Source organism: Nocardioides ochotonae, from assembly GCF_011420305.2.
Classification (GTDB): Bacteria; Actinomycetota; Actinomycetes; order Propionibacteriales; family Nocardioidaceae; genus Nocardioides; species Nocardioides ochotonae.
Map to the genome: position 1 here is coordinate 4079533 of NZ_CP061769.1, position 17300 is coordinate 4096832.

18 protein-coding genes are annotated in these 17300 nt (G+C 73.8%); 6 read left to right on the forward strand and 12 right to left on the reverse strand.

All coding sequences use genetic code 11. From position 1 onward, the window contains the following. Positions 1 to 2 precede the first annotated feature (2 nt). From HBO46_RS19605 to HBO46_RS19615, 3 genes are read left to right on the forward strand one after another with little or no spacing between them, the layout of a single operon-like run. Positions 3 to 1472: a carboxyl transferase domain-containing protein gene (locus tag HBO46_RS19605; RefSeq protein ID WP_166134754.1), complete on the forward strand. Its 1470-nt coding sequence runs from the start codon at positions 3 to 5 to the stop codon at positions 1470 to 1472. 34 nt (positions 1473 to 1506) lie between these two features. Next, on the forward strand, positions 1507 to 2370 hold the full coding sequence (locus HBO46_RS19610) for an SDR family oxidoreductase (protein ID WP_166134757.1): 864 nt from the start codon (positions 1507 to 1509) through the stop codon (positions 2368 to 2370). 43 nt (positions 2371 to 2413) lie between these two features. Further along, positions 2414 to 2914, forward strand: coding sequence for a GNAT family N-acetyltransferase (locus HBO46_RS19615; protein ID WP_166134760.1), 501 nt, complete (start codon positions 2414 to 2416; stop codon positions 2912 to 2914). A 1-nt stretch (position 2915) separates the two neighbouring features. Here the strand turns inward: HBO46_RS19615 and HBO46_RS19620 are convergent, their stop codons facing one another. The 4 genes from HBO46_RS19620 to pdhA are packed head-to-tail and all read right to left on the reverse strand — an operon-like array spanning position 2916 to position 7585. After that, positions 2916 to 3911, reverse strand: a complete 996-nt coding sequence (locus HBO46_RS19620; RefSeq protein ID WP_166134763.1) for a DUF2804 domain-containing protein — start codon at positions 3909 to 3911, stop codon at positions 2916 to 2918. 35 nt (positions 3912 to 3946) lie between these two features. Continuing rightward, positions 3947 to 5425, reverse strand: a complete 1479-nt coding sequence (locus HBO46_RS19625; RefSeq protein WP_166134766.1) for a dihydrolipoamide acetyltransferase family protein — start codon at positions 5423 to 5425, stop codon at positions 3947 to 3949. A gap of 19 nt (positions 5426 to 5444) precedes the next feature. After that, positions 5445 to 6425 (reverse strand): alpha-ketoacid dehydrogenase subunit beta, encoded by a 981-nt coding sequence (locus HBO46_RS19630; protein WP_166134769.1) that lies wholly within the window; start codon positions 6423 to 6425, stop codon positions 5445 to 5447. After that, entirely contained in the window at positions 6422 to 7585 is a 1164-nt protein-coding gene (gene pdhA, locus HBO46_RS19635; RefSeq protein WP_166134772.1) for a pyruvate dehydrogenase (acetyl-transferring) E1 component subunit alpha, read from the reverse strand. Before pdhA ends, HBO46_RS19630 begins: the two co-directional genes overlap by 4 nt. Positions 7586 to 7802: 217 nt before the next feature. On the opposite strand from pdhA, the gene HBO46_RS19640 reads away from it, so the two are divergent. After that, the gene (locus HBO46_RS19640) at positions 7803 to 8258 is read left to right on the forward strand and encodes an SRPBCC family protein (RefSeq protein ID WP_166134775.1); all 456 of its coding nucleotides are present in this window, start codon (positions 7803 to 7805) and stop codon (positions 8256 to 8258) included. A 34-nt stretch (positions 8259 to 8292) separates the two neighbouring features. On the opposite strand, the gene HBO46_RS19645 is transcribed toward HBO46_RS19640, so the two are convergent. From HBO46_RS19645 to HBO46_RS19670, 6 genes are all read right to left on the reverse strand, one after another. Further along, positions 8293 to 8748, reverse strand: a complete 456-nt coding sequence (locus HBO46_RS19645) for a hypothetical protein (RefSeq protein ID WP_166134778.1) — start codon at positions 8746 to 8748, stop codon at positions 8293 to 8295. A gap of 393 nt (positions 8749 to 9141) precedes the next feature. After that, positions 9142 to 10446, reverse strand: coding sequence for an HNH endonuclease signature motif containing protein (locus HBO46_RS19650; RefSeq protein ID WP_166134781.1), 1305 nt, complete (start codon positions 10444 to 10446; stop codon positions 9142 to 9144). Positions 10447 to 10454: 8 nt separating this feature from the next. Next, the gene (locus tag HBO46_RS19655; protein ID WP_166134783.1) at positions 10455 to 11060 is read right to left on the reverse strand and encodes an RNA polymerase sigma factor; all 606 of its coding nucleotides are present in this window, start codon (positions 11058 to 11060) and stop codon (positions 10455 to 10457) included. Next, positions 11057 to 11806 carry a hypothetical protein gene (locus HBO46_RS19660; protein ID WP_166134786.1) on the reverse strand — a complete coding sequence of 250 codons (750 nt, stop codon included), beginning with the start codon at positions 11804 to 11806 and terminating at the stop codon, positions 11057 to 11059. The genes HBO46_RS19655 and HBO46_RS19660 overlap by 4 nt, the downstream gene beginning before the upstream one ends. Before the next feature lie 124 nt (positions 11807 to 11930). Further along, on the reverse strand, positions 11931 to 12884 hold the full coding sequence (locus tag HBO46_RS19665) for a cation diffusion facilitator family transporter (protein WP_166134789.1): 954 nt from the start codon (positions 12882 to 12884) through the stop codon (positions 11931 to 11933). A 9-nt stretch (positions 12885 to 12893) separates the two neighbouring features. Beyond that, on the reverse strand, positions 12894 to 13895 hold the full coding sequence (locus HBO46_RS19670) for a glutathione S-transferase family protein (RefSeq protein ID WP_191480178.1): 1002 nt from the start codon (positions 13893 to 13895) through the stop codon (positions 12894 to 12896). Positions 13896 to 13951: 56 nt separating this feature from the next. Between HBO46_RS19670 and HBO46_RS19675 the strand changes: the two genes are divergently transcribed. Continuing rightward, positions 13952 to 14830, forward strand: a complete 879-nt coding sequence (locus HBO46_RS19675) for a M15 family metallopeptidase (protein WP_166134792.1) — start codon at positions 13952 to 13954, stop codon at positions 14828 to 14830. A 6-nt stretch (positions 14831 to 14836) separates the two neighbouring features. Here the strand turns inward: HBO46_RS19675 and hisC are convergent, their stop codons facing one another. After that, a complete protein-coding gene (hisC, locus tag HBO46_RS19680; protein ID WP_224769262.1) occupies positions 14837 to 15940 on the reverse strand; it encodes a histidinol-phosphate transaminase in 1104 nt (367 codons plus the stop codon). 44 nt (positions 15941 to 15984) lie between these two features. Then, complete coding sequence (locus tag HBO46_RS19685; RefSeq protein ID WP_166134795.1) at positions 15985 to 16551, reverse strand: VanZ family protein; 567 nt, start codon at positions 16549 to 16551, stop codon at positions 15985 to 15987. Between the two features lie 44 nt (positions 16552 to 16595). Here HBO46_RS19685 and HBO46_RS19690 point away from each other — a divergent pair, with 44 nt between their 5' ends. After that, the gene (locus HBO46_RS19690) at positions 16596 to 17288 is read left to right on the forward strand and encodes a GntR family transcriptional regulator (protein WP_166134798.1); all 693 of its coding nucleotides are present in this window, start codon (positions 16596 to 16598) and stop codon (positions 17286 to 17288) included. The last annotated feature ends 12 nt before the right edge of the window (positions 17289 to 17300 follow it).

The window sequence follows — 17300 nt, forward strand, 5'->3', positions numbered from 1 at the left end:
GGGTGACCCGCCTCAACGCCACCCAGCTCATCGACCTGGTCCTCGACGAGGGCTCCTGGAGCTCCTGGGACACCCCGCCCGTGCGCGGCGAGATCAGCGAGCAGTACGCCGCCGAGCTCGCCGCGGCCGCCGCGAAGAGCGGCGTGGACGAGTCGGTGCTGACCGGCGAGGGGCTGATGAAGGGCCGCCGGGTCGCGGTGGTGATGGGCGAGTTCTCCTTCCTCGCCGGCTCCATCGGGCGCGCCGCCTCCGACCGGCTGGTCGCCGCGGTCGAGCGCGCCACCCGCGAGGGCCTGCCGCTGCTGGCCGCCCCGGTGAGCGGCGGCACCCGGATGCAGGAGGGCACCCCCGCGTTCGTGCAGATGGCGCGCATCGCCCAGGCCGTCGCCGCGCACAAGGCGGCCGGGCTGCCGTACCTGGTCTACCTGCGCCACCCCACCACCGGCGGCGTGATGGCCTCGTGGGGCTCGCAGGGCCACGTGACCGTCGGCGAGCCGGGCGCGCTGCTCGGCTTCCTGGGCCCCCGGGTCTACGAGGCGCTCTACGGCAAGCCGTTCCCCGAGGGCGTGCAGACGGCCGAGAACCTCTACGCCCGCGGGATCATCGACGCCGTCGTGGCACCCGAGGACATCGCCGACATCCTCGACCGCGCGCTGCGGATCCTGCTCGCGCCCCGGCACGGGATCGAGCCGGTCGCGGCGGTCGTCGACGAGCCGGTGCCGGACGTCGAGACCTGGGACGCCGTCACCCGTTCGCGCCGCCCCGACCGGCCCGGCGTACGACGGCTGCTGCGCTACGCCGCCTCCGACGTCGTACCGCTCAACGGCACCGGGCAGGGCGAGCAGGACCCCGGGCTGTTCATCGCGCTGGTGAGCTTCGGCAAGGCGCCGTGCGTGTTCCTCGGCCAGGACCGGCGCGGCCAGCGCGACCGGCCGATGGGCCCCGAGGCGCTGCGCGAGGCCCGGCGCGGCATGCGGCTGGCCTCCGAGCTCGGCCTGCCGCTGGTCACCGTCATCGACACCCAGGGCGCGGCGCTGTCGCCGGAGGCCGAGAACGGCGGGCTGGCCGGCGAGATCGCGCGCTGCCTGGCCGACCTGGTCACCCTGGACGCCCCGACGCTGTGCCTGATGCTCGGCGAGGGCAACGGCGGCGGTGCGTTGGCGATGCTGCCGGCCGACCGAGTGGTGGCCGCCCAGCACGCCTGGCTCTCGCCGCTGCCGCCGGAGGGCGCCAGCGCGATCGTGTACCGCGACACCGAGCACGCCCCGGAGATGGCCCGCGCCCAGCGGGTGCGCGCTCTCGACCTCGCGGCGCTCGGCATCGTGGACCGGGTGGTCGTGGAGAAGCCGGACGCCGCCGACGAGCCCGAGGAGTTCTGCCGCCGGGTCGGCGCCGTGCTCGAGCACGAGCTCGCGGTGCTGCTCGAGACCGGGCCCGGGGCTCCGGCGGAGCGGGTCCGTCGCTACGCCTGAGCGGACCGAACTAGAACGCGTTACAGTCCCGGCCATGACCAGGACGTACGTCGTGACCGGCGCCGCCTCCGGCATCGGGGCGGCCACCTCCACCCTCCTGCGCGAGCAGGGCCACCGCGTGCTGGGGGTGGACCGCCACGAGGCCGACGTGGTGGCCGACCTGTCCACCCCGACCGGGCGCGACACCGCCGTGCGCGAGATCCGTGAGGCGACCGACGTGCTGCACGGGGTGGTGCCGTGCGCGGGCATCGCCGGGATCAGCGGCGTGGACAGCCGGCTGCTGGTGTCGGTGAACTACTTCGGCGCCGTCGACCTGGTGACCGGGCTGCGCGACCTGCTCGTCGCCGGCTCCACACCCGACAGCCTCGCCTCGGTGGTGCTGCTCGCCTCCAACTCGATCACCTGCCAGCCCGCCTGGCCCGCCGCGCTGGCCCGCACCTGCCTGGCCGGTGACGAGGCGGAGGCCCGCGCGGCCGCGGGCGGGGTGTCGGCGGTCTTCGCCTACCCGGCCAGCAAGGCGGCGCTGGCCTGGTGGGCACGCGACCACGTGCGCGAGTGGACCCGCGACGGCATCCGGCTCAACGCGATCGCGCCCGGGCTGATCGCGACCCCGATGACCGAGGAGGTGCGCCGCGACCCGGTCTTCGGCAAGTACGCCGACACCTACCCCACCGCGCTCCAGCGCCCGGGCCGCCCCGAGGAGGTCGCCGCCCTGATCGCGTTCCTGCTCTCCGACGCCTCCAGCCTGCTGGTCGGCTCGGTGGTCACCGTCGACGGCGGCACCGACGCCCTGAAGAACCCCCGCCGCCCCCGCGGCACCGCCACCGGCCGGGTCGCCAGCGCGGCGGCCAGCCGGCTCGCCCTCGGCGCGGCCCGGCTGAGCCGCCGGCGTACCTGAGCCGCCGACGGTGCGCAGCGGGCGCCTCGGCACAATGGCGTCCGTGACCGCTCCACTGCTGCGCCCGATCGAGCCCCGCGACGTACCCGCCGTCCTGGCCCTCAACGAGGCCGACGTCGACGTGCTGTCCCCGATGGACGCCGACCGGCTGGCCGCGCTCCAGGGCTGGGCGCACCGCGCCGACGTGGTCGAGGTGGACGACGGCGAGGGCCCGCAGATCGCGGGCTTCGTGATCGTCGTGGACGGCGGCTCGACCTACGACGCGGAGAACTACGCCTGGTTCACCGAGAGGTACGGCGAGGACTTCCACTACCTCGACCGGATCGTGTTCGCGCCGCGGTTCCGCCGCCGCGGGCTCGGCGGCCTCGTCTACGACGCGGTCGAGCGGGACGCGGCGGTGCGCGGGCGGCTGACCCTGGAGGTCAACCTGCGCCCGGCGAACGAGCCGTCGCTGGCCTTCCACGCCAAGCGGGGCTTCGTCGAGGTCGGCCAGCGCGCCTACACCGACGGCACGGTGGTCTCGATGATGGCCAAGAAGGTCTGACTCACCACCGGTTGCGCGCCTCCTCGGCCCAGCCGACCAAGCCGTCGAGGTCGACCCGCTCGCCGTCGTCGGTGCTGGCCCAGCCGGTGAAGTGGCCGAAGCACTGGTGGGTCTCCCCCGCGAGCACGACCAGGCTGGTCCGCGCCACCCGCTCGTGGAAGGGGTGGAACCGCGCCGCGACCCGCTCGCCGCGGATCTCCCAGGGCCGGCGCCAGTCGGAGCGGTCGTAGGACCAGGCCAGCTCCTCGCCGATCTTGTGCAGCCGCCCGTCGACGAGCAGCGCGTTCTCGGTGTGCGGCGTGCCGACCGTCCACCTGCCGCCGAGCTGGATCGCGCGCCCCGCGGCGCTGCCGGCGGCCCAGTTCCAGGTCATCGAGTACGGCCAGCGCCCGCGCCCGTGGTCGAGCACCGCCCAGGCGTCCCCGGCCGCGCCGCCCACGGCGTACGTCGTGCCGTGCGCGGTGAGGGTGCCGGTGACCGGTCGGGCCAGGTCCTTGACGGTGTACTGGAACTGCCGGGGGGTCCACGGCACCACCACACCGAGGCTGTCCTGGCCGGGGACGACCGCGACCTCGAGGTCGATCTCGACGTCCGGGCCGCTGGCCTGCAGCCGGGTCGCGGACTCCCCCTGGTCGAAGGTGTACGACGTCCTCGGCCCGTGCGCGCTGACCGGTCCGCGGCCCGCGCGGTCGGGCAGCACCACGCCGCGTGCCAGCGGCACCACCTCGTCGTACGACGTCTCCTGGCCGGTGGCCCGGTCGAGCAGGTAGATCCCCAGCACGCCGGCGTAGTCGAGGGAGGAGACCACCAGGCCGACCACGTGGGTGGGGGTGACGATGCCCCAGTACTCCCAGCGCTTGGTGCGCCCCCACCAGCCCGGGCCGCGGCGCAGGTTGGCGCGGTGCAGCGGGGTGCGGGTCCACCCCACGGCCGCGGGATCGAGCCGGCCGTCGGGGAGGCAGAGGTCGACGGGACTGGTGATCTCGCGCTCGGGCACGGCGTCAGTCAAGCAGGGGGCACGGTCGGCCGCGCTCAGAACAGCAGGGCGAGCCCCGGGTCCTCCAGCACGCCGGCGACGTCGGCGAGGAAGCGGGATCCCTTCTCGCCGTCGATGTGGCGGTGGTCGAAGGAGAGCGAGAGCTGCATGACGTGGCGGACCTCGATGCGGTCCTCGCCGCCCTCGGTGACCACCCACGGACGCTTCTTCGCCGCGCCCGCGCACAAGATCGCGGACTCGCCGGGATTGATGATCGGGGTGCCGCCGTCGACGCCGAAGGGACCCACGTTGGTGATCGTGAAGGTGCCGCCGCTCATCTCGGCCGGCTGGGTGCGGCCCTCACGGGCAGTGCCGGCGAGCGCCTGGAGGGCCTGGGCCAGCTCGGGCAGGGCCAGCCGGTCGGCGTCCTTGACGTTGGGCACGACCAGCCCGCGCGGGGTGGCCGCGGCGATGCCGAGGTTGACGTAGTGCTTGAACACGACCTCGCCGGCTGCGTCGTCCCAGGTGGAGTTGATCTCGGGGGTGCGGCGCATCGCGAGGATCGCCGCGCGCGCGACCACGAGCAGCGGCGAGACCCGGACGTCGCGGAAATCGCGGTGGGCGCGCAGCCGCTCGACCAGCTCGAGGGTGCGGGTGACGTCGACGGTGACCCATTCGGTGACGTGCGGGATGGTGAAGGCGGACCTCACCATCGCCTCGCCCATCATCTTGCGCACGCCCTTGATCGGCTCGCGGGTCTCCCCGTCGTGGAAGGACAGGAAGGAGCGACCGATCCCGGACGGCATGCCCGTGTCCCCCAGGGACGGTCCGAGGACCCGATCGTCGGACTGCGCCGGGGCAGCGCCTGCGGCCGCCTCCACGTCCGCCCGACTGATCGTGCCGTGCGGGCCGGTGGGCGTGAGGTCCGCGAGGTCGACCCCGAGGTCCTTGGCGAGCTTGCGCACCGGCGGCTTGGCCAGGGCACGGACCCGCTCGGCGGGCACCCGCGCGGCGGTGGCCGGCACGGCCGGCTCGTCGACCTCGACGACGGCCTGCGACTGGGCACCGCCGGGAGAGAAGGCACCCTGCACCTGCATCTGGGTCGCGGCACCGGCGAGCGTGGAGGGGGACGCCGACCCGCGGCGCGGACGGCGCATCGGGCCGCGCTCGGCCTTGTTGCGCCCGACCAGGCTCTCGCCCTCCCCGCCGCCGCTGGCGGCGGGGTTGGACAGGTCGATCTCCATGCGGGCCTCGACCACCGGTGCGGCCGGCGCCTCGGGGGCCTGGGGGGTCGCCGCGGCGGGCTCGCCGATCGCAATGATCGGCGTCCCGACCTCGACGGTCTGGCCGGCCTCGACGAGCAGCGCGCTCACCACCCCGGCGTACGGCGAGGGCAGCTCGACGAGCGACTTGGCGGTCTCGATCTCGACCACGACGTCGTTGATGGCGACGATGTCGCCGACCGCGACCTTCCAGGCCACGATCTCGGCCTCAGTGAGGCCCTCCCCGACGTCGGGCAGCTTGTACTCGGGCATCCGGGTCCCCTCGGTGGCGTCAGTAGTCGAAGGAGCGGTCGACGGCGTCGAGCACTCGGTCGAGGTCGGGCAGGAAGTCCTCCTCGATGCGGGAGGCGGGGTACGGCGTGTCGAACCCGCCCACCCGCAGCACCGGGGCCTCCAGGGAGTAGAAGCACTCCTCGGTGATCCGCGCGGCGACCTCGGCGCCCATCCCGAGGTTGACGTGCGCCTCGTGGGTGACCACGGCCCGGCCGGTGCGGCGCACGGAGTCGAGCACCGGCGTCATGTCGAGCGGCGAGAGGGTCCGCAGGTCGACGACCTCCAGCGAGCGCCCCTCGGTGGCGGCAGCCTCGGCGGCCTTCATCGCGGTCTTCACCATCGGGCCGTAGGAGATCAGCGTGGCGTCGGTGCCGGGGCGCACGATGCGGGAGGTGAACAGCGGATCGGGGGTGGCCTGGTCGTCGAGGTCGGCCTTGTCGGCGTGGTACTGCCGCTTGGGCTCCAAGAAGACCACCGGGTCGTCGCACGCGATCGCCTGCTGGATCATCCAGTAGCCGTCGACGGGGTTGGAGCAGGTGACGACCTTGAGCCCGGGGGTGTGCGCGAACTGCGCCTCGGGGCTCTCGGAGTGGTGCTCGACCGCGCCGATGCCGCCGCCGTACGGGATCCGGATGACCATCGGCATCTTCACCCGGCCGCGGCTGCGGTAGTGGATCTTGGCGACCTGGCAGACGATCTGGTCGTAGGCGGGGTAGACGAACCCGTCGAACTGGATCTCCACGACCGGGCGGTAGCCGCGCATCGCCAGCCCGACGGCAGTGCCGACGATGCCGGACTCGGCCAACGGGGAGTCGATGACCCGGTCCTCGCCGAAGTCCTTCTGCAGCCCGTCGGTGATCCGGAAGACCCCGCCGAGCTTGCCGACGTCCTCGCCCATCAACAGGACCTTGTCGTCGTCCTCCATGGCCCGGCGCAGCCCCATGTTGAGGGCCTTGGCGAGCGTGACCCGCTGGCTCATGCCACGCCTCCCTCGAAGGTCTCCCGGTACGCCGCGTAGCCGTCGCGCTGGGCGGCGAGCTCCTCGGTCATCTCGGCGTACACGTGGTCGAACATGCTGAGCGGCGCCGGGTCCGGCAGCGCCTTGCAGCCCTCGCGCAGCGTGGCGCCGAGCTGGTCGGCCTCCTCGGCGACCGCCTCGAGGAACGCCTCGTCGACCAGGCCGTTGCGCTTGAGGTAGACCTCCACGCGGGCGATCGGGTCGCGCAGCTTCCACCGCTCGACGTCGTCGGAGAGCCGGTAGCGGGTCGGGTCGTCGGTCGTGGTGTGGGCGCCCATCCGGTAGGTGTAGGCCTCCACGAACGTCGGGCCCTGGCCGTCGCGGGCGCGCTGGAGGGCCGCGCGGGTCACGGCGTACGTCGCCAGGACGTCGTTGCCGTCGACGCGGATGCCGGGGAAGCCGAAGCCGAGCGCGCGCTGGTAGAGCGGGATCCGGCTCTGCCGCTCGATCGGCTCGGAGATCGCCCACTGGTTGTTCTGGCAGAAGAACACGACCGGGGCGTTGTAGGACGCCGCGAAGATGAAGGACTCGTTGACGTCGCCCTGGGAGGAGGCGCCGTCCCCGAAGTGGGCGAGCACCGCGGCGTCGCGGTCGGGGTCGCCGGTGCCGACGTCGCCGTCGCGCTGCATGCCCATCGCGTAGCCGACGGCGTGCAGGCACTGGGCGCCGATCACGATCGTGTAGAGGCCGAAGTGGCGCTCCTCGGGGTCCCAGGAGCCGTGGTCGACGCCGCGGAACAGCCCGAGCAGCTGGAGCGGGTCGATGCCGCGGCACCAGGCCACGCCGTGCTCGCGGTAGGTGGGGAAGACGTGGTCCTGCGGGCGCAGCGCGCGGCCGGCGCCGATCTGCGCGGCCTCCTGGCCGAGCAGCTGGGCCCAGATGCCGAGCTCGCCGTGGCGCTGGAGCGCCGTGGCCTCGACGTCGAGGCGGCGGGTGAGCACCATGTCGCGGTAGAAGCCGCGCAGCTCCTCAGCGGAGAAGTCGAGGTCGAACTCGGGGTGGTGGAGCCGCTCGCCCTCGGGGGTCAGGAGCTGCACCAGCTCGGGACCACCGTCGGAGTGGGCGGGTCCGAAGACCTCGGCGAGATCGGGGCCGAAGCCGTCGCCGGATTGCTGTGACATGGAGCGCTCCTTCGCTTCACCGGGCTGCGGGATCGCCGCCGACCGGATGTGCCAGCCCCGGGCGCCGGGGTGGGGCGCCGGGGACCGATCCTGTTGAGAGACCCTGCAGAGATCCTGTGACCGGGACCACTGGATCGTGTGCGGCACAACCTAGCCCGACCCCCTCGCGCGGCCAACTCACCCCCCGCTTCGGGGTCGCCTCCCTAGGCTGGCGGCCATGACCTCTCGACGCGTCCTCGCCAGCACGACGACCACCGCCCCCGCGGACGTCGTCTTCGACATCCTCGCCGACCCCCGCCAGCACTCCCGGGTGGACGGCTCGGGCACCGTCCGCGACGCCATCGCCGGACCCGACCGACTCTCCCTCGGCGCGAAGTTCGGCATGAACATGCGCATGGGCGTGCCGTACAAGATCACCAGCACCGTCGTGGAGTTCGAGGAGGGCCGCCGCCTCGCCTGGCAGCACCCCGGCGGCCACATCTGGCGCTACGAGCTCGAGCCCGACGGCGAGCGCACCCGGATCACCGAGACCTTCGACTACTCCGACGTCAACGGCGTGCAGGCCAAGATGTATGAGCTGCTCGGCATGACCACGCGCAACCGCCGCGGCATCGAGAAGACGCTCGTCCGGCTCGCCGACGCCGCCGAGCAGGACGCCCGCCGGGCGTCCTGAGCTGGTCGGCGCTGCGGCGCTGCGCGTCGCGGCGTCAGCGGGGCGCGAAGTAGCGCCGCAGGCGGCGGTGGCGATGCCGGAAGAACGCATCGACCACCCGTGCCAGGACCGCAGCGAGGCCGGGGACGGGCAGCCGCGGCTGCAGCGTGATCCGGTCGTGCACCCGCGTGCCACCGGCGACCGGCGTCAGCACCCGCTCGTGCTCCCAGCGCCGCATGCTCATCATCGTGGAGCGCTCGAGGAACCGAACCCCCGACTCGACCTCCACGACCCTCAGGTGGTCGAAGTCGAACGGCACGACCCCGAAGAGCCGGAGCCAGGCGCGCCCGACGAACTGACCCAGCGGGACCGTGTCCACGCTCAGCCCGGCCGCGCCGCGCGGCATGCGCATCGTCAGCCAGGGCCGCATCTCGTGGTTGATGCCGTCGGGATGCACGACCCGCGCCCACACCGCCGTCGCGGGCGCGCGCACCTCGCTGTGGACCTCCACCGTCCTCGTCGCCACGGCGTACCACTCCCCCTCGACCCGGGGCCACACTCTCGCACTGGCGTTGTGTCAGGCAGAGGGGGCACGTGATCTGGACGCCGCCCGGATCGGACTGGGCGGATGCACGCACCTCGCGGGGCAGGGCGGTGAGGCTCCGCCAGGACCTGCTCGAGACGACCGGCGATGCCCTGCCTGGCAGCTGCGCCAGCATCACGGCGCTGGGATGGTTCTCGTGGGGTGGCGGCAGGCACGCCAGCGCAGCCGTCGGAAGAGCCCCTCCAGTCGACAGCCACGATGCGATTCGCCCTTGGTGCGGCCGCAGCGCCCGTGGGACGACAGCCCGGACGTGGGTGTGGCCCCGCCGGCGGGGTGCTGGCGGGGTCCGGGGCTCGGGATCTACTCGTCGGGCGGGTGCGCGGTGACGAGCCGGGTGGTGCCGCGGTCCTTCACGAGGTGCAGCCCGTGTGGGGACCGCCAGACGTACGTCGCCGAATCGGTCTTGTCGTAGGTCCACGCCGTATGGGTCTTGGCCCGATGGTGACGGCGACAGAGCGGCGCGAGATTGCAGCTGCACGTCGGGCCGCCCGCGCCGTGGGCGACGACGTGGTCGGTGTCGCACCTGCGGGCGGGGCGTTCGCACCACGGGAACGCGCAGACCGGTTGGGCCAGACGGGTCTGGTCGACGAGCCGGTCCGGGATCGCGTAGGCGTTGGTGTGGTGGTGGGCCTCGAGGTCGATCACCGGCTTGATCGTCACCTGCGTCTGAGGGTTGGCGCACCAGTCGCGCACCTGATCGGTCGACACGATCGACCGGGTCTCCTCGACGTGGGCAATACCGGCCTCATCGCGACTGATCGCAGCATCGGAGAGATGGACGTGGATGACCACCTGCCGCGGCTTGACCACCGAGGCGGCGCCGTCACCGGCCTCCGCCCGGAGGTCGAACGCGAGCTGGCGTCGCGCGAGCTCGCCGGCGGCCATCGAGCGGCGCACGTCGAGGGACTCAGAGGACCCCAAGGTCGCGAGTTCTTCCGCGCCCTGGCGGATCGCGGTGTCGAGGTCGAGCGCGTCGGCGAGGTCGAGGACACCCTCGACGTGCACGGTGCCGTCGTGGGTGGCCTCGCGGGTGTGCACGTCGAAGCGACGCCCGTCGGCCGCCTCGCGGCGCTGCTTCCCCGCACCCTCGGGGTCGAAGGCCACGCGGGCCTGGTCGACGAGCCGCTCGATCCCGGCCCAGCTGATCTTCCCCACGACACCGGCGACCTGGCGGTCCACGAAGTCCGCGCCGTCCAACGGAAGGGTGGTGGTCAGCTGCGCGAGCCGCCGGGCCTTCCACAGCGGCACCTTGCCGGCACGGACCAGCTTCCAGGTCCGCTTCAGCCGGTGCGCCAGCTCCAGCGCGTCACCGACCAGCGCCCGTGAGGACTCGGTGGACATGCCGAGCGCGGCGCCGAACTCCATCGGCGCGAACTCCGCCACCAGCGGCGCCCCTTCGCCGGCCAGCGGGACAGCCAGCTCCCCGAACACCAGCCCGGCGGTCGGGGTCTGATCGGCGACCGACTCCTCCGGGTGCATCGCCGCCCACACCAGGGCGGCCTCCACGACGTCGATCTCCGCCCGCTGGGCGGCAGCCCGACGGCGCTGCGCGAACGCCAGCACGGCGGCTGGGGTGTCGCAGTCGGGGAGCTCGGAGTCGGCCATGCCTCATTCTACTCGAACGTGCGTTCGAGAACAAGGGGTTCTTCAGAGTGCTCGCCGTTCGGGTCGGCCTGTGCACCGCCGCTCCCTCGAGGCGCCTCCATCGCCTTCCGAAGCCCGGGATGCGCGGCCAAGGATCGCCGCGCCCGGAGCAACCGCATCCGTGCCGTCCCCGGGCGCATCCCGAGCACCAGGGCGGCCTCGGCGATCTGGAGCTGCTCCCACTCGGTGAGCCGGATCAGCTCGCGGTCCTTCTCCCGGAGGGACGCGAGCGCCTCGTGCACGGCACGGTCCCGGCCCAGGTCCCGGTCCGCGGATCGATCCCCGGACGGGCCCGGCGACGACTCCTGGACCCGGGCACGTTGCTCCTCCGCCACAGCGCGCTGCCAGTCCTTGCGCTCCTGGGCCAGGAGCAGCCGACGCGCCGTACCGAAGAGCCACGCGCGGCGCAGGTCCGGGTCGGGCAGGTCCGACAGCCGCTGCAGGGCGACGACGAAGACCTCGCCCAGCAGGTCCGCGCCGGCCTGGCCTGCTCGCCGATGGAGGTAGCCGCGCAGCTCCGCCGCGTGACGGTGGTACAGCTCCGCCACGTCCGCCGGCGAGGCAGCCCGGGTCACTGCGGCTCCCCCATCCCCAGCTCCGGCGCGAGGCCCGGCATGCAGGCCTGATGGGGGTCCAACGCCCGCCTCGCGGCGGCGGGGTCGGCTGCCTCGATCGCGCGCTCCAGCTCGGGCAGCCAGTCGAACTCGGACTCGTTCGCCAGGTCCGGATCGGTGTCGGTGATCGCCGGCCACGTCCTCGCATCGAGGACCACCTGCGCGGCCTCGTGCTGCGTGGCGGTGTCACCGGTCCGCAGCGCCGCGGCCCAGGTGTCGGTCCACGAGCAGAGCGCGTGACCGGCCATCCAGAGCCGGATCGCACCGGTCGACACCGTCGCACCGCTGCCGTCGGAATAGTTGGTCAGCTCCCACCCCAGTGCGCGATCGCGTGACTCGGCCGAAGGGAAGTCGATGTCCGCGCTGACCTCGTCCAGGACGTCGCTGAAGTCGGGAGCCTCCGGGTCGAGATACTCGCCGGGCCCTCCGAGCTCGATGGCCTCGGCGTCAGCCGGAAACTCTCCCGTGCGCGCACTGAGCACCTCGGCCGTCGCAGCGCCGGCGCCTCCCACGAGCGCTGCCGCCACCACCCCGGCGACCACCACCTTCCAGCCGCGGCGACGCCTCCCGACCGCTGGCTGGTGCGCCTCGACCCGCGCCCACAGCGCAGCCTTCTCCTCTGCGGTGAGCTCAGGTACGTCGGGGGCGGCGTCACGCACCGCGCGGGCGGTCCGCTCCCAGGTCGGGTCGCTGCTGTTCGGGGTCATGCTGCCTCCTGAGGGATTGCGTTCACCCTGAGGTGTCAGCGCGTCACATGGAGGGGGTCTCGACAAGCTCGACCAACGGAGGTGCGCTCGACCAACGGAGGGCGCTCGACCAACGGACCGCCCCTCAGTGCGCCTCGCCCAGGTCCTCGTGCGAGCGGTGGCTGACGGGCTCGACCTGGAAGGTCGCGTGGCGCACGGAGAAGTGCTCGGCGACGCAGTGGCTGAGCTCGTCGAGGGTGGGGCCGACGCCGCGCTCGGCGAGGCAGGCGTCGGTGACCGTGACGTGGGCCGACAGGCTCGGGATGCCGCTGGTGATGGTCCAGGCGTGCAGGTCGTGGACGTCGACGACACCGGGGACACCGAGCAGGTGCTCGCGCACGTCGGCGAGGTCGAGGCTGTCGGGGGCGATCTCGAGCAGGACGACGGCCGCGTCGCGGATCAGCAGGATCGCGCGGGGCAGGATCAGCGCCGCGATCACCAGCGACGCCACGGCGTCGGCGCGCTCCCAGCCGGTCGTCCAGATCACGACGCCCGCGACCACCGCGAGCAGCGAGCCGACCAGGTCGGCGAAGACCTCGCTGATCGCACCGCGCATGTTGAGCGAGCCGGTGTCGGAGCGGTTCAGCACGCTCAGCGACACCACGTTGGCGACCAGGCCGACCAGCGCGACGGCGACCATCGGCGCCGCGTCGACCGGGGTGGGGTCGCCGAGCCGGCTGATGCCGGCCCACGCGACGTACGCGCACACGCCGAGCAGCACCAGCCCGTTGACCGCGGCGGCGAGGATCTCCGCGCGGTGGTAGCCGAACGTCGAGCGCGGTCCGCCCGGGCGCGCGGCGAGGTACGACGCCCCGAGCGCGAGCACCACCCCGCCGGCGTCGGTGGCCATGTGGCCGGCGTCGGCGAGCAGCGCCAGCGAGCCGGTGAGCAGGCCGCCGACGACCTCGAGCACCATCACCGAGGCGGTGACGCCCAGGACGATCCGCAGCCGCCGGCGATCCGCGGCCCGTCCGGCGGCGTGCCCCCCATGACCGCCCCCGCCCCCGCGCCCGTGGCCGTGCCCGTGGCTGTGCCCCATGGACTCAGGCTAGAGCGACCCGAGCTCCTCGCGGCCGTGCGGCTCCCGCCACCCGGACAGGTCCGGCCCGGCCGGGATGATGCCGGAGGGGTTCACGTCGGTGTGCACGACGTAGTAGTGCGCCTTGATCTGCTCGAAGTCGATCGTCTCGCCGAAGCCCGGCGTCTGGAACAGGTCGCGGGCGTAGCCCCACAGGTGCGGCATCTCGGTCAGCTTCTGGCGGTTGCACTTGAAGTGGCCGTGGTAGACCGCGTCGAAGCGCGCCAGCGTGGTGAACAGCCGGACGTCGGCCTCGGTGATCGCCGCGCCCATCAGGTAGCGGCGGGTCGCCAGCCGCTCCTCGAGCCAGTCCAGCGCCGCCCACAGCCGCTCGTACGCCGCGTCGTACGCCTCCTGCGAGCCGGCGAACCCGCAGCGGTAGACGCCGTTGTTGACCTCGGTGAACACCCGCTTCATGACCTGCTCCATCTCCTCGCGCAGGTCGGCGGGCCACAGGTCGGGGGCGTCGGGGCGGTGGTGCTCGCGCCACTCGAAGAACAGGTCGTGGGTGATCCAGGGGAAGTCGTTGGTGACGACCTCGCCGCTGGCGACGTCGACGATCGCGGGCACCGTGATGCCCTTCGGGTAGTCGGGGTAGCGCGCGAAGTAGGCCTCCTGGAGCCGCTCGATGCCCAGCACCGGGTCGCGCCCGCCGGGGTCGCGGTCGAAGGTCCAGCTGCGCTTGTCGTGGGTGGGGCCGGGCAGGCCGACGCTCAGCACGTCCTCGAGGCCGAGCAGGTGGCGCACGATCAGGGTGCGGTTGGCCCACGGGCACGCGGGGGCGGCGATCAGCCGGTAGCGACCCGGCTCGACCGGCCAGACCTGGACGTCGGCGCGGCCGCCGCACGCCGCGTCCAGCGGGTCCGCAGGCCGCTCGCCGGCGAGGATCCGATCGGGGATGTAGCTCATGTCCCGGTCGAACGCCTTGCCCTTCTCGACGTACGTCGCGGTCTGGTCCCCATCGGCTGTCATGTCCCCACCTTAGATGAACGCTCAACCACCTGCCCTGCGGCGGTAGCGTCGACACCGTGCCCCGCCCCCTCCGCGCCACCGTCGCGAGCGCCGCGACTCTGCTCGTCCTCGCAGCGGGCTGCAGCGGCACCGACGAGCCGCGCGGCGCGCCGACACCGAGCCGCCCGTCGAGCACCTCCGCCCCCGCGATCCCCTCGCCGACCCCGACACCCAGCGCCCCGGCGCCCGGCACCACGCCGCCCGCCTGGCTCGGCACCCGGGAGCTGCCCGCCGGCCCCGACGGGTACGCCGCGGCGCAGACGACTCCCCCCGAGCTGCGCCGCCGCGCCTTCACCCTCCCCGACCCGGTGCGGATGCTCCCCGGGCGCGGCTACGCCTCACGGGTCGTGGCGCCCGCACCCGCGCGGGTGCTCGCCCGCTCCACCTGGCGACCCGGCTGCCCGGTCGCGCGCGAGCAGCTGACCTGGCTGCGGCTGACCTTCCGCGGGTTCGACGGCGCCCGGCACACCGGCGAGCTCCTGGTCCACCGCCAGGACGCCGACGACCTCGTGCAGGTCTTCGGCGACCTGTGGCGGGCCGACTTCCCGTTGGAGCGGATGGTGATCACCACCCGCGCCGACCAGGACGCCACCCCGACCGGCGACGGCAACGACACCAGCGCGTTCGTGTGCCGCCCGATCACCGGCGGGTCGTCGTACTCCGAGCACGCGTCGGGGCGCGCGGTCGACGTCAACCCGTTCCAGAACCCCTACGTGCGCGGCGACCTGGTGCTGCCCGAGCTCGCGACGTCCTACGCCCGCCGCACGCCGGTGCGCCCGGGGATGATCACCGCCGACGGCCCGGTCGTGGCCGCCTTCGCCCGGATCGGCTGGGAGTGGGGCGGTGGCTGGACCTCGCTGAAGGACTACCAGCACTTCAGCGCGACCGGGCGCTGAGCCGCCTCAGCGCGGTCGCAGCGCCGCGGCCAGATCGAGCAGCCGGTCGTTGCCCTCCGGCTCCCCGACCGTCGCCCGGACCCCCTCCCCGGCGAACGGGCGCACCGTGATGCCGAGGCCCTCGGCGTGCTCGGTGAAGGCCGCGGTGCGCTCGCCGAGGTCGAACCAGACGAAGTTGCCCTGGGCCTCCGGCACCTCCCAGCCGCGATCGCGCAGCCCGGCCAGGACGCGGGTGCGCTCGGCGAGGAGCACCTCCACTCGCTCGAGCAGGTCCTCGCGGCGGCCCAGCGAGGTGATCGCGGCGACCTGGGCGACGTGGGAGACCCCGAAGGGCAGCGCCACCGCGCGCAGCGCCGCGGCCAACGGCTCGGCGGCCACGGCGTACCCGACCCGCAGCCCGGCCAGGCCGTAGGCCTTGGAGAAGGTGCGGGTGAGGACCACCTGGGGATGGCGGCGCAGGGTCGCGAGCCCGTCGACCGGGTCGGCCATCCGCACGAACTCGAGGTAGGCCTCGTCGACGACGACCAGCACGTGCGGCGGCACCGCGGCGAGGAACGCGTCGAGCTCGGCCTGGGTGACCGCGGGGCCGGTGGGGTTGTTGGGGGTGCAGACCAGCACCACCCGGGTGCGGTCGGTGATCGCGGCGACCATCGCGGGGAGGTCGTGACGGGCGTCGGGCAGCAGCGGCACCCGCACCGCCGTCGCCCCGGACGCCGCGACGGCGATCGGGTAGGCCTCGAAGGAGCGCCAGGCCATCACCACCTCGTCGCCGGGCTCGCAGAAGGCCTGGACGATCTCATAGATCAGCGCCACCGAGCCGGTGCCGACCGTGACCTGCTCGACCGGGACGCCGACGTGCTCGGCGATCGCGGCGTGCAGCGCGACCGCGCCCATGTCGGGGTAGCGATTCATCTGCGCCACCGCCTCGGCAGCGGCCTCCAGCACGCCGGGCAGCGGCGGGTAGGGGTTCTCGTTGGAGGACAGCTTGTACGCCGTCAGGCCGGGACGCAGCGCGGGCGGGCGGCCGGCGACGTACGGCGGGATCTCGGCGAGCGTCGCCCGCGGACGCGGCAGCCGCGGCGGGGGCGGCTCGTGCTGGGGGGAGGTCACGAGATCACCCTAGGTGTGAGCGCCGTCACCTGGGGGCTGGAGGGTCACGCGCGGTAGCGCCGCCCGGAGCGCCACGGACGCACGATCGGCGCGAGCGCCAGCCCGAGCAGCCCGCCGAGCACGGCACCGGTGGCGTTGTCCACCATGTCGGTGACGTCGCAGGCGCGGTCCAGCCGGGCGAGCTCGAGCTGGACGATCTCGATGGCCACGGAGTAGGCGCCGAGCGCGACCAGGCCGACCGGCACCGTGAGCACCATCAGCCGTGGCCAACGGGCCAGCACCAGCACCAGCAGCGCCCCCGCCGGGACGAACACCAGCGCGTTGAGCAGCCGCTGCCCGCCCGAGAAGATCCAGAACCCCGCGGGCGCCGGGCCGCCGACGTCCCACGAGCAGGTCTCGCTGCGGGTCTCGGCCGGCACGATCCCCGGGGCCGAGTCGGCCGGGAGCAGCGTCACGCAGGCGATCACCGCCAGCGACCAGCACAGCCCGCCGACCAGCACCGCCCAGCGGGTACCGGCGAAGGGGCGCAGCGCGGCGACCAGGCCCAGGCAGACCAGGCCCGCGAGCACGACGCCGAGCAGCATCACCTCGACCCCACCGACCGGGAACATGGCGCCGACGGTAGTGGGCGTGGTCGGTGGGCAAGAATGGGGCCATGTCCGATCCGGCCGCCGCCTCCGCCGGGACGCTGCGCCTGGAGTCCGCCACCGCCGTGGACCGCGCAGCCCAGGAGCTGCGACGCGCGGTGTTCGACGGCGAGCTCGAGTCGGGCACGCCGCTGCGCGAGGTCGCGCTCGCCGCCTCCCTCGGGGTCTCGCGCCCCACCGTGCGCGAGGCGCTCACCCTGCTGGTCGCCGAGGGGCTGGCCACCCGCGAGCCGCACCGCGGCGTCAGCGTCGCCACCCCGGAGGCCGCCTCGGTCCGGGACATATGCGCGGCCCGCTGGGTGCTGGAGAGCGCGGGCGTCCGCGCCTGGCCACAGGCCGACGACGCTCTGCGCCGCCGGGTCCGCACCACGCTGGAGGACTACACCACCGCCGTGCACGCCGGGGGCAGCTACCAGGAGCTCAACGAGCGGCACCTGGCCTTCCACCTCTGCCTGGTCGCCCTCGCCGGCAGCCCGCGCCTGGTGCAGATGGCCGAGCAGCTGGTCACCGAGCTCAAGCTGGCCCTCGCGCAGGTGGAGCGGCTGCGGCGCAACGCCCACGACGAGGCCGACCACCACGCCCGGCTGGTGCTGCTGCTGGAGTCCGGCGACGTCGACGCCGCCCACGAGTTCCTGCGCGCGCACCTCGCCGGCGCGGCCGACGAGATCATCACCGCCCTGGCCCTCGAGCCCGAGGCCTGACCCCAGCGAGAC

Coding starts and splice junctions, on each gene's coding strand:
- HBO46_RS19670 (WP_191480178.1), bottom strand. CDS start 13,895: ATGACAGCCGATGGGGACCAGACCGCGACGTACGTCGAGAAGGGCAAG.
- HBO46_RS19630 (WP_166134769.1), bottom strand. CDS start 6,425: ATGAGCCAGCGGGTCACGCTCGCCAAGGCCCTCAACATGGGGCTGCGC.
- HBO46_RS19650 (WP_166134781.1), bottom strand. CDS start 10,446: ATGGCCGACTCCGAGCTCCCCGACTGCGACACCCCAGCCGCCGTGCTG.
- HBO46_RS19690 (WP_166134798.1), top strand. CDS start 16,596: ATGTCCGATCCGGCCGCCGCCTCCGCCGGGACGCTGCGCCTGGAGTCC.
- HBO46_RS19625 (WP_166134766.1), bottom strand. CDS start 5,425: ATGCCCGAGTACAAGCTGCCCGACGTCGGGGAGGGCCTCACTGAGGCC.
- pdhA (WP_166134772.1), bottom strand. CDS start 7,585: ATGTCACAGCAATCCGGCGACGGCTTCGGCCCCGATCTCGCCGAGGTC.
- HBO46_RS19665 (WP_166134789.1), bottom strand. CDS start 12,884: ATGGGGCACAGCCACGGGCACGGCCACGGGCGCGGGGGCGGGGGCGGT.
- HBO46_RS19640 (WP_166134775.1), top strand. CDS start 7,803: ATGACCTCTCGACGCGTCCTCGCCAGCACGACGACCACCGCCCCCGCG.
- HBO46_RS19610 (WP_166134757.1), top strand. CDS start 1,507: ATGACCAGGACGTACGTCGTGACCGGCGCCGCCTCCGGCATCGGGGCG.
- HBO46_RS19660 (WP_166134786.1), bottom strand. CDS start 11,806: ATGACCCCGAACAGCAGCGACCCGACCTGGGAGCGGACCGCCCGCGCG.
- HBO46_RS19685 (WP_166134795.1), bottom strand. CDS start 16,551: ATGTTCCCGGTCGGTGGGGTCGAGGTGATGCTGCTCGGCGTCGTGCTC.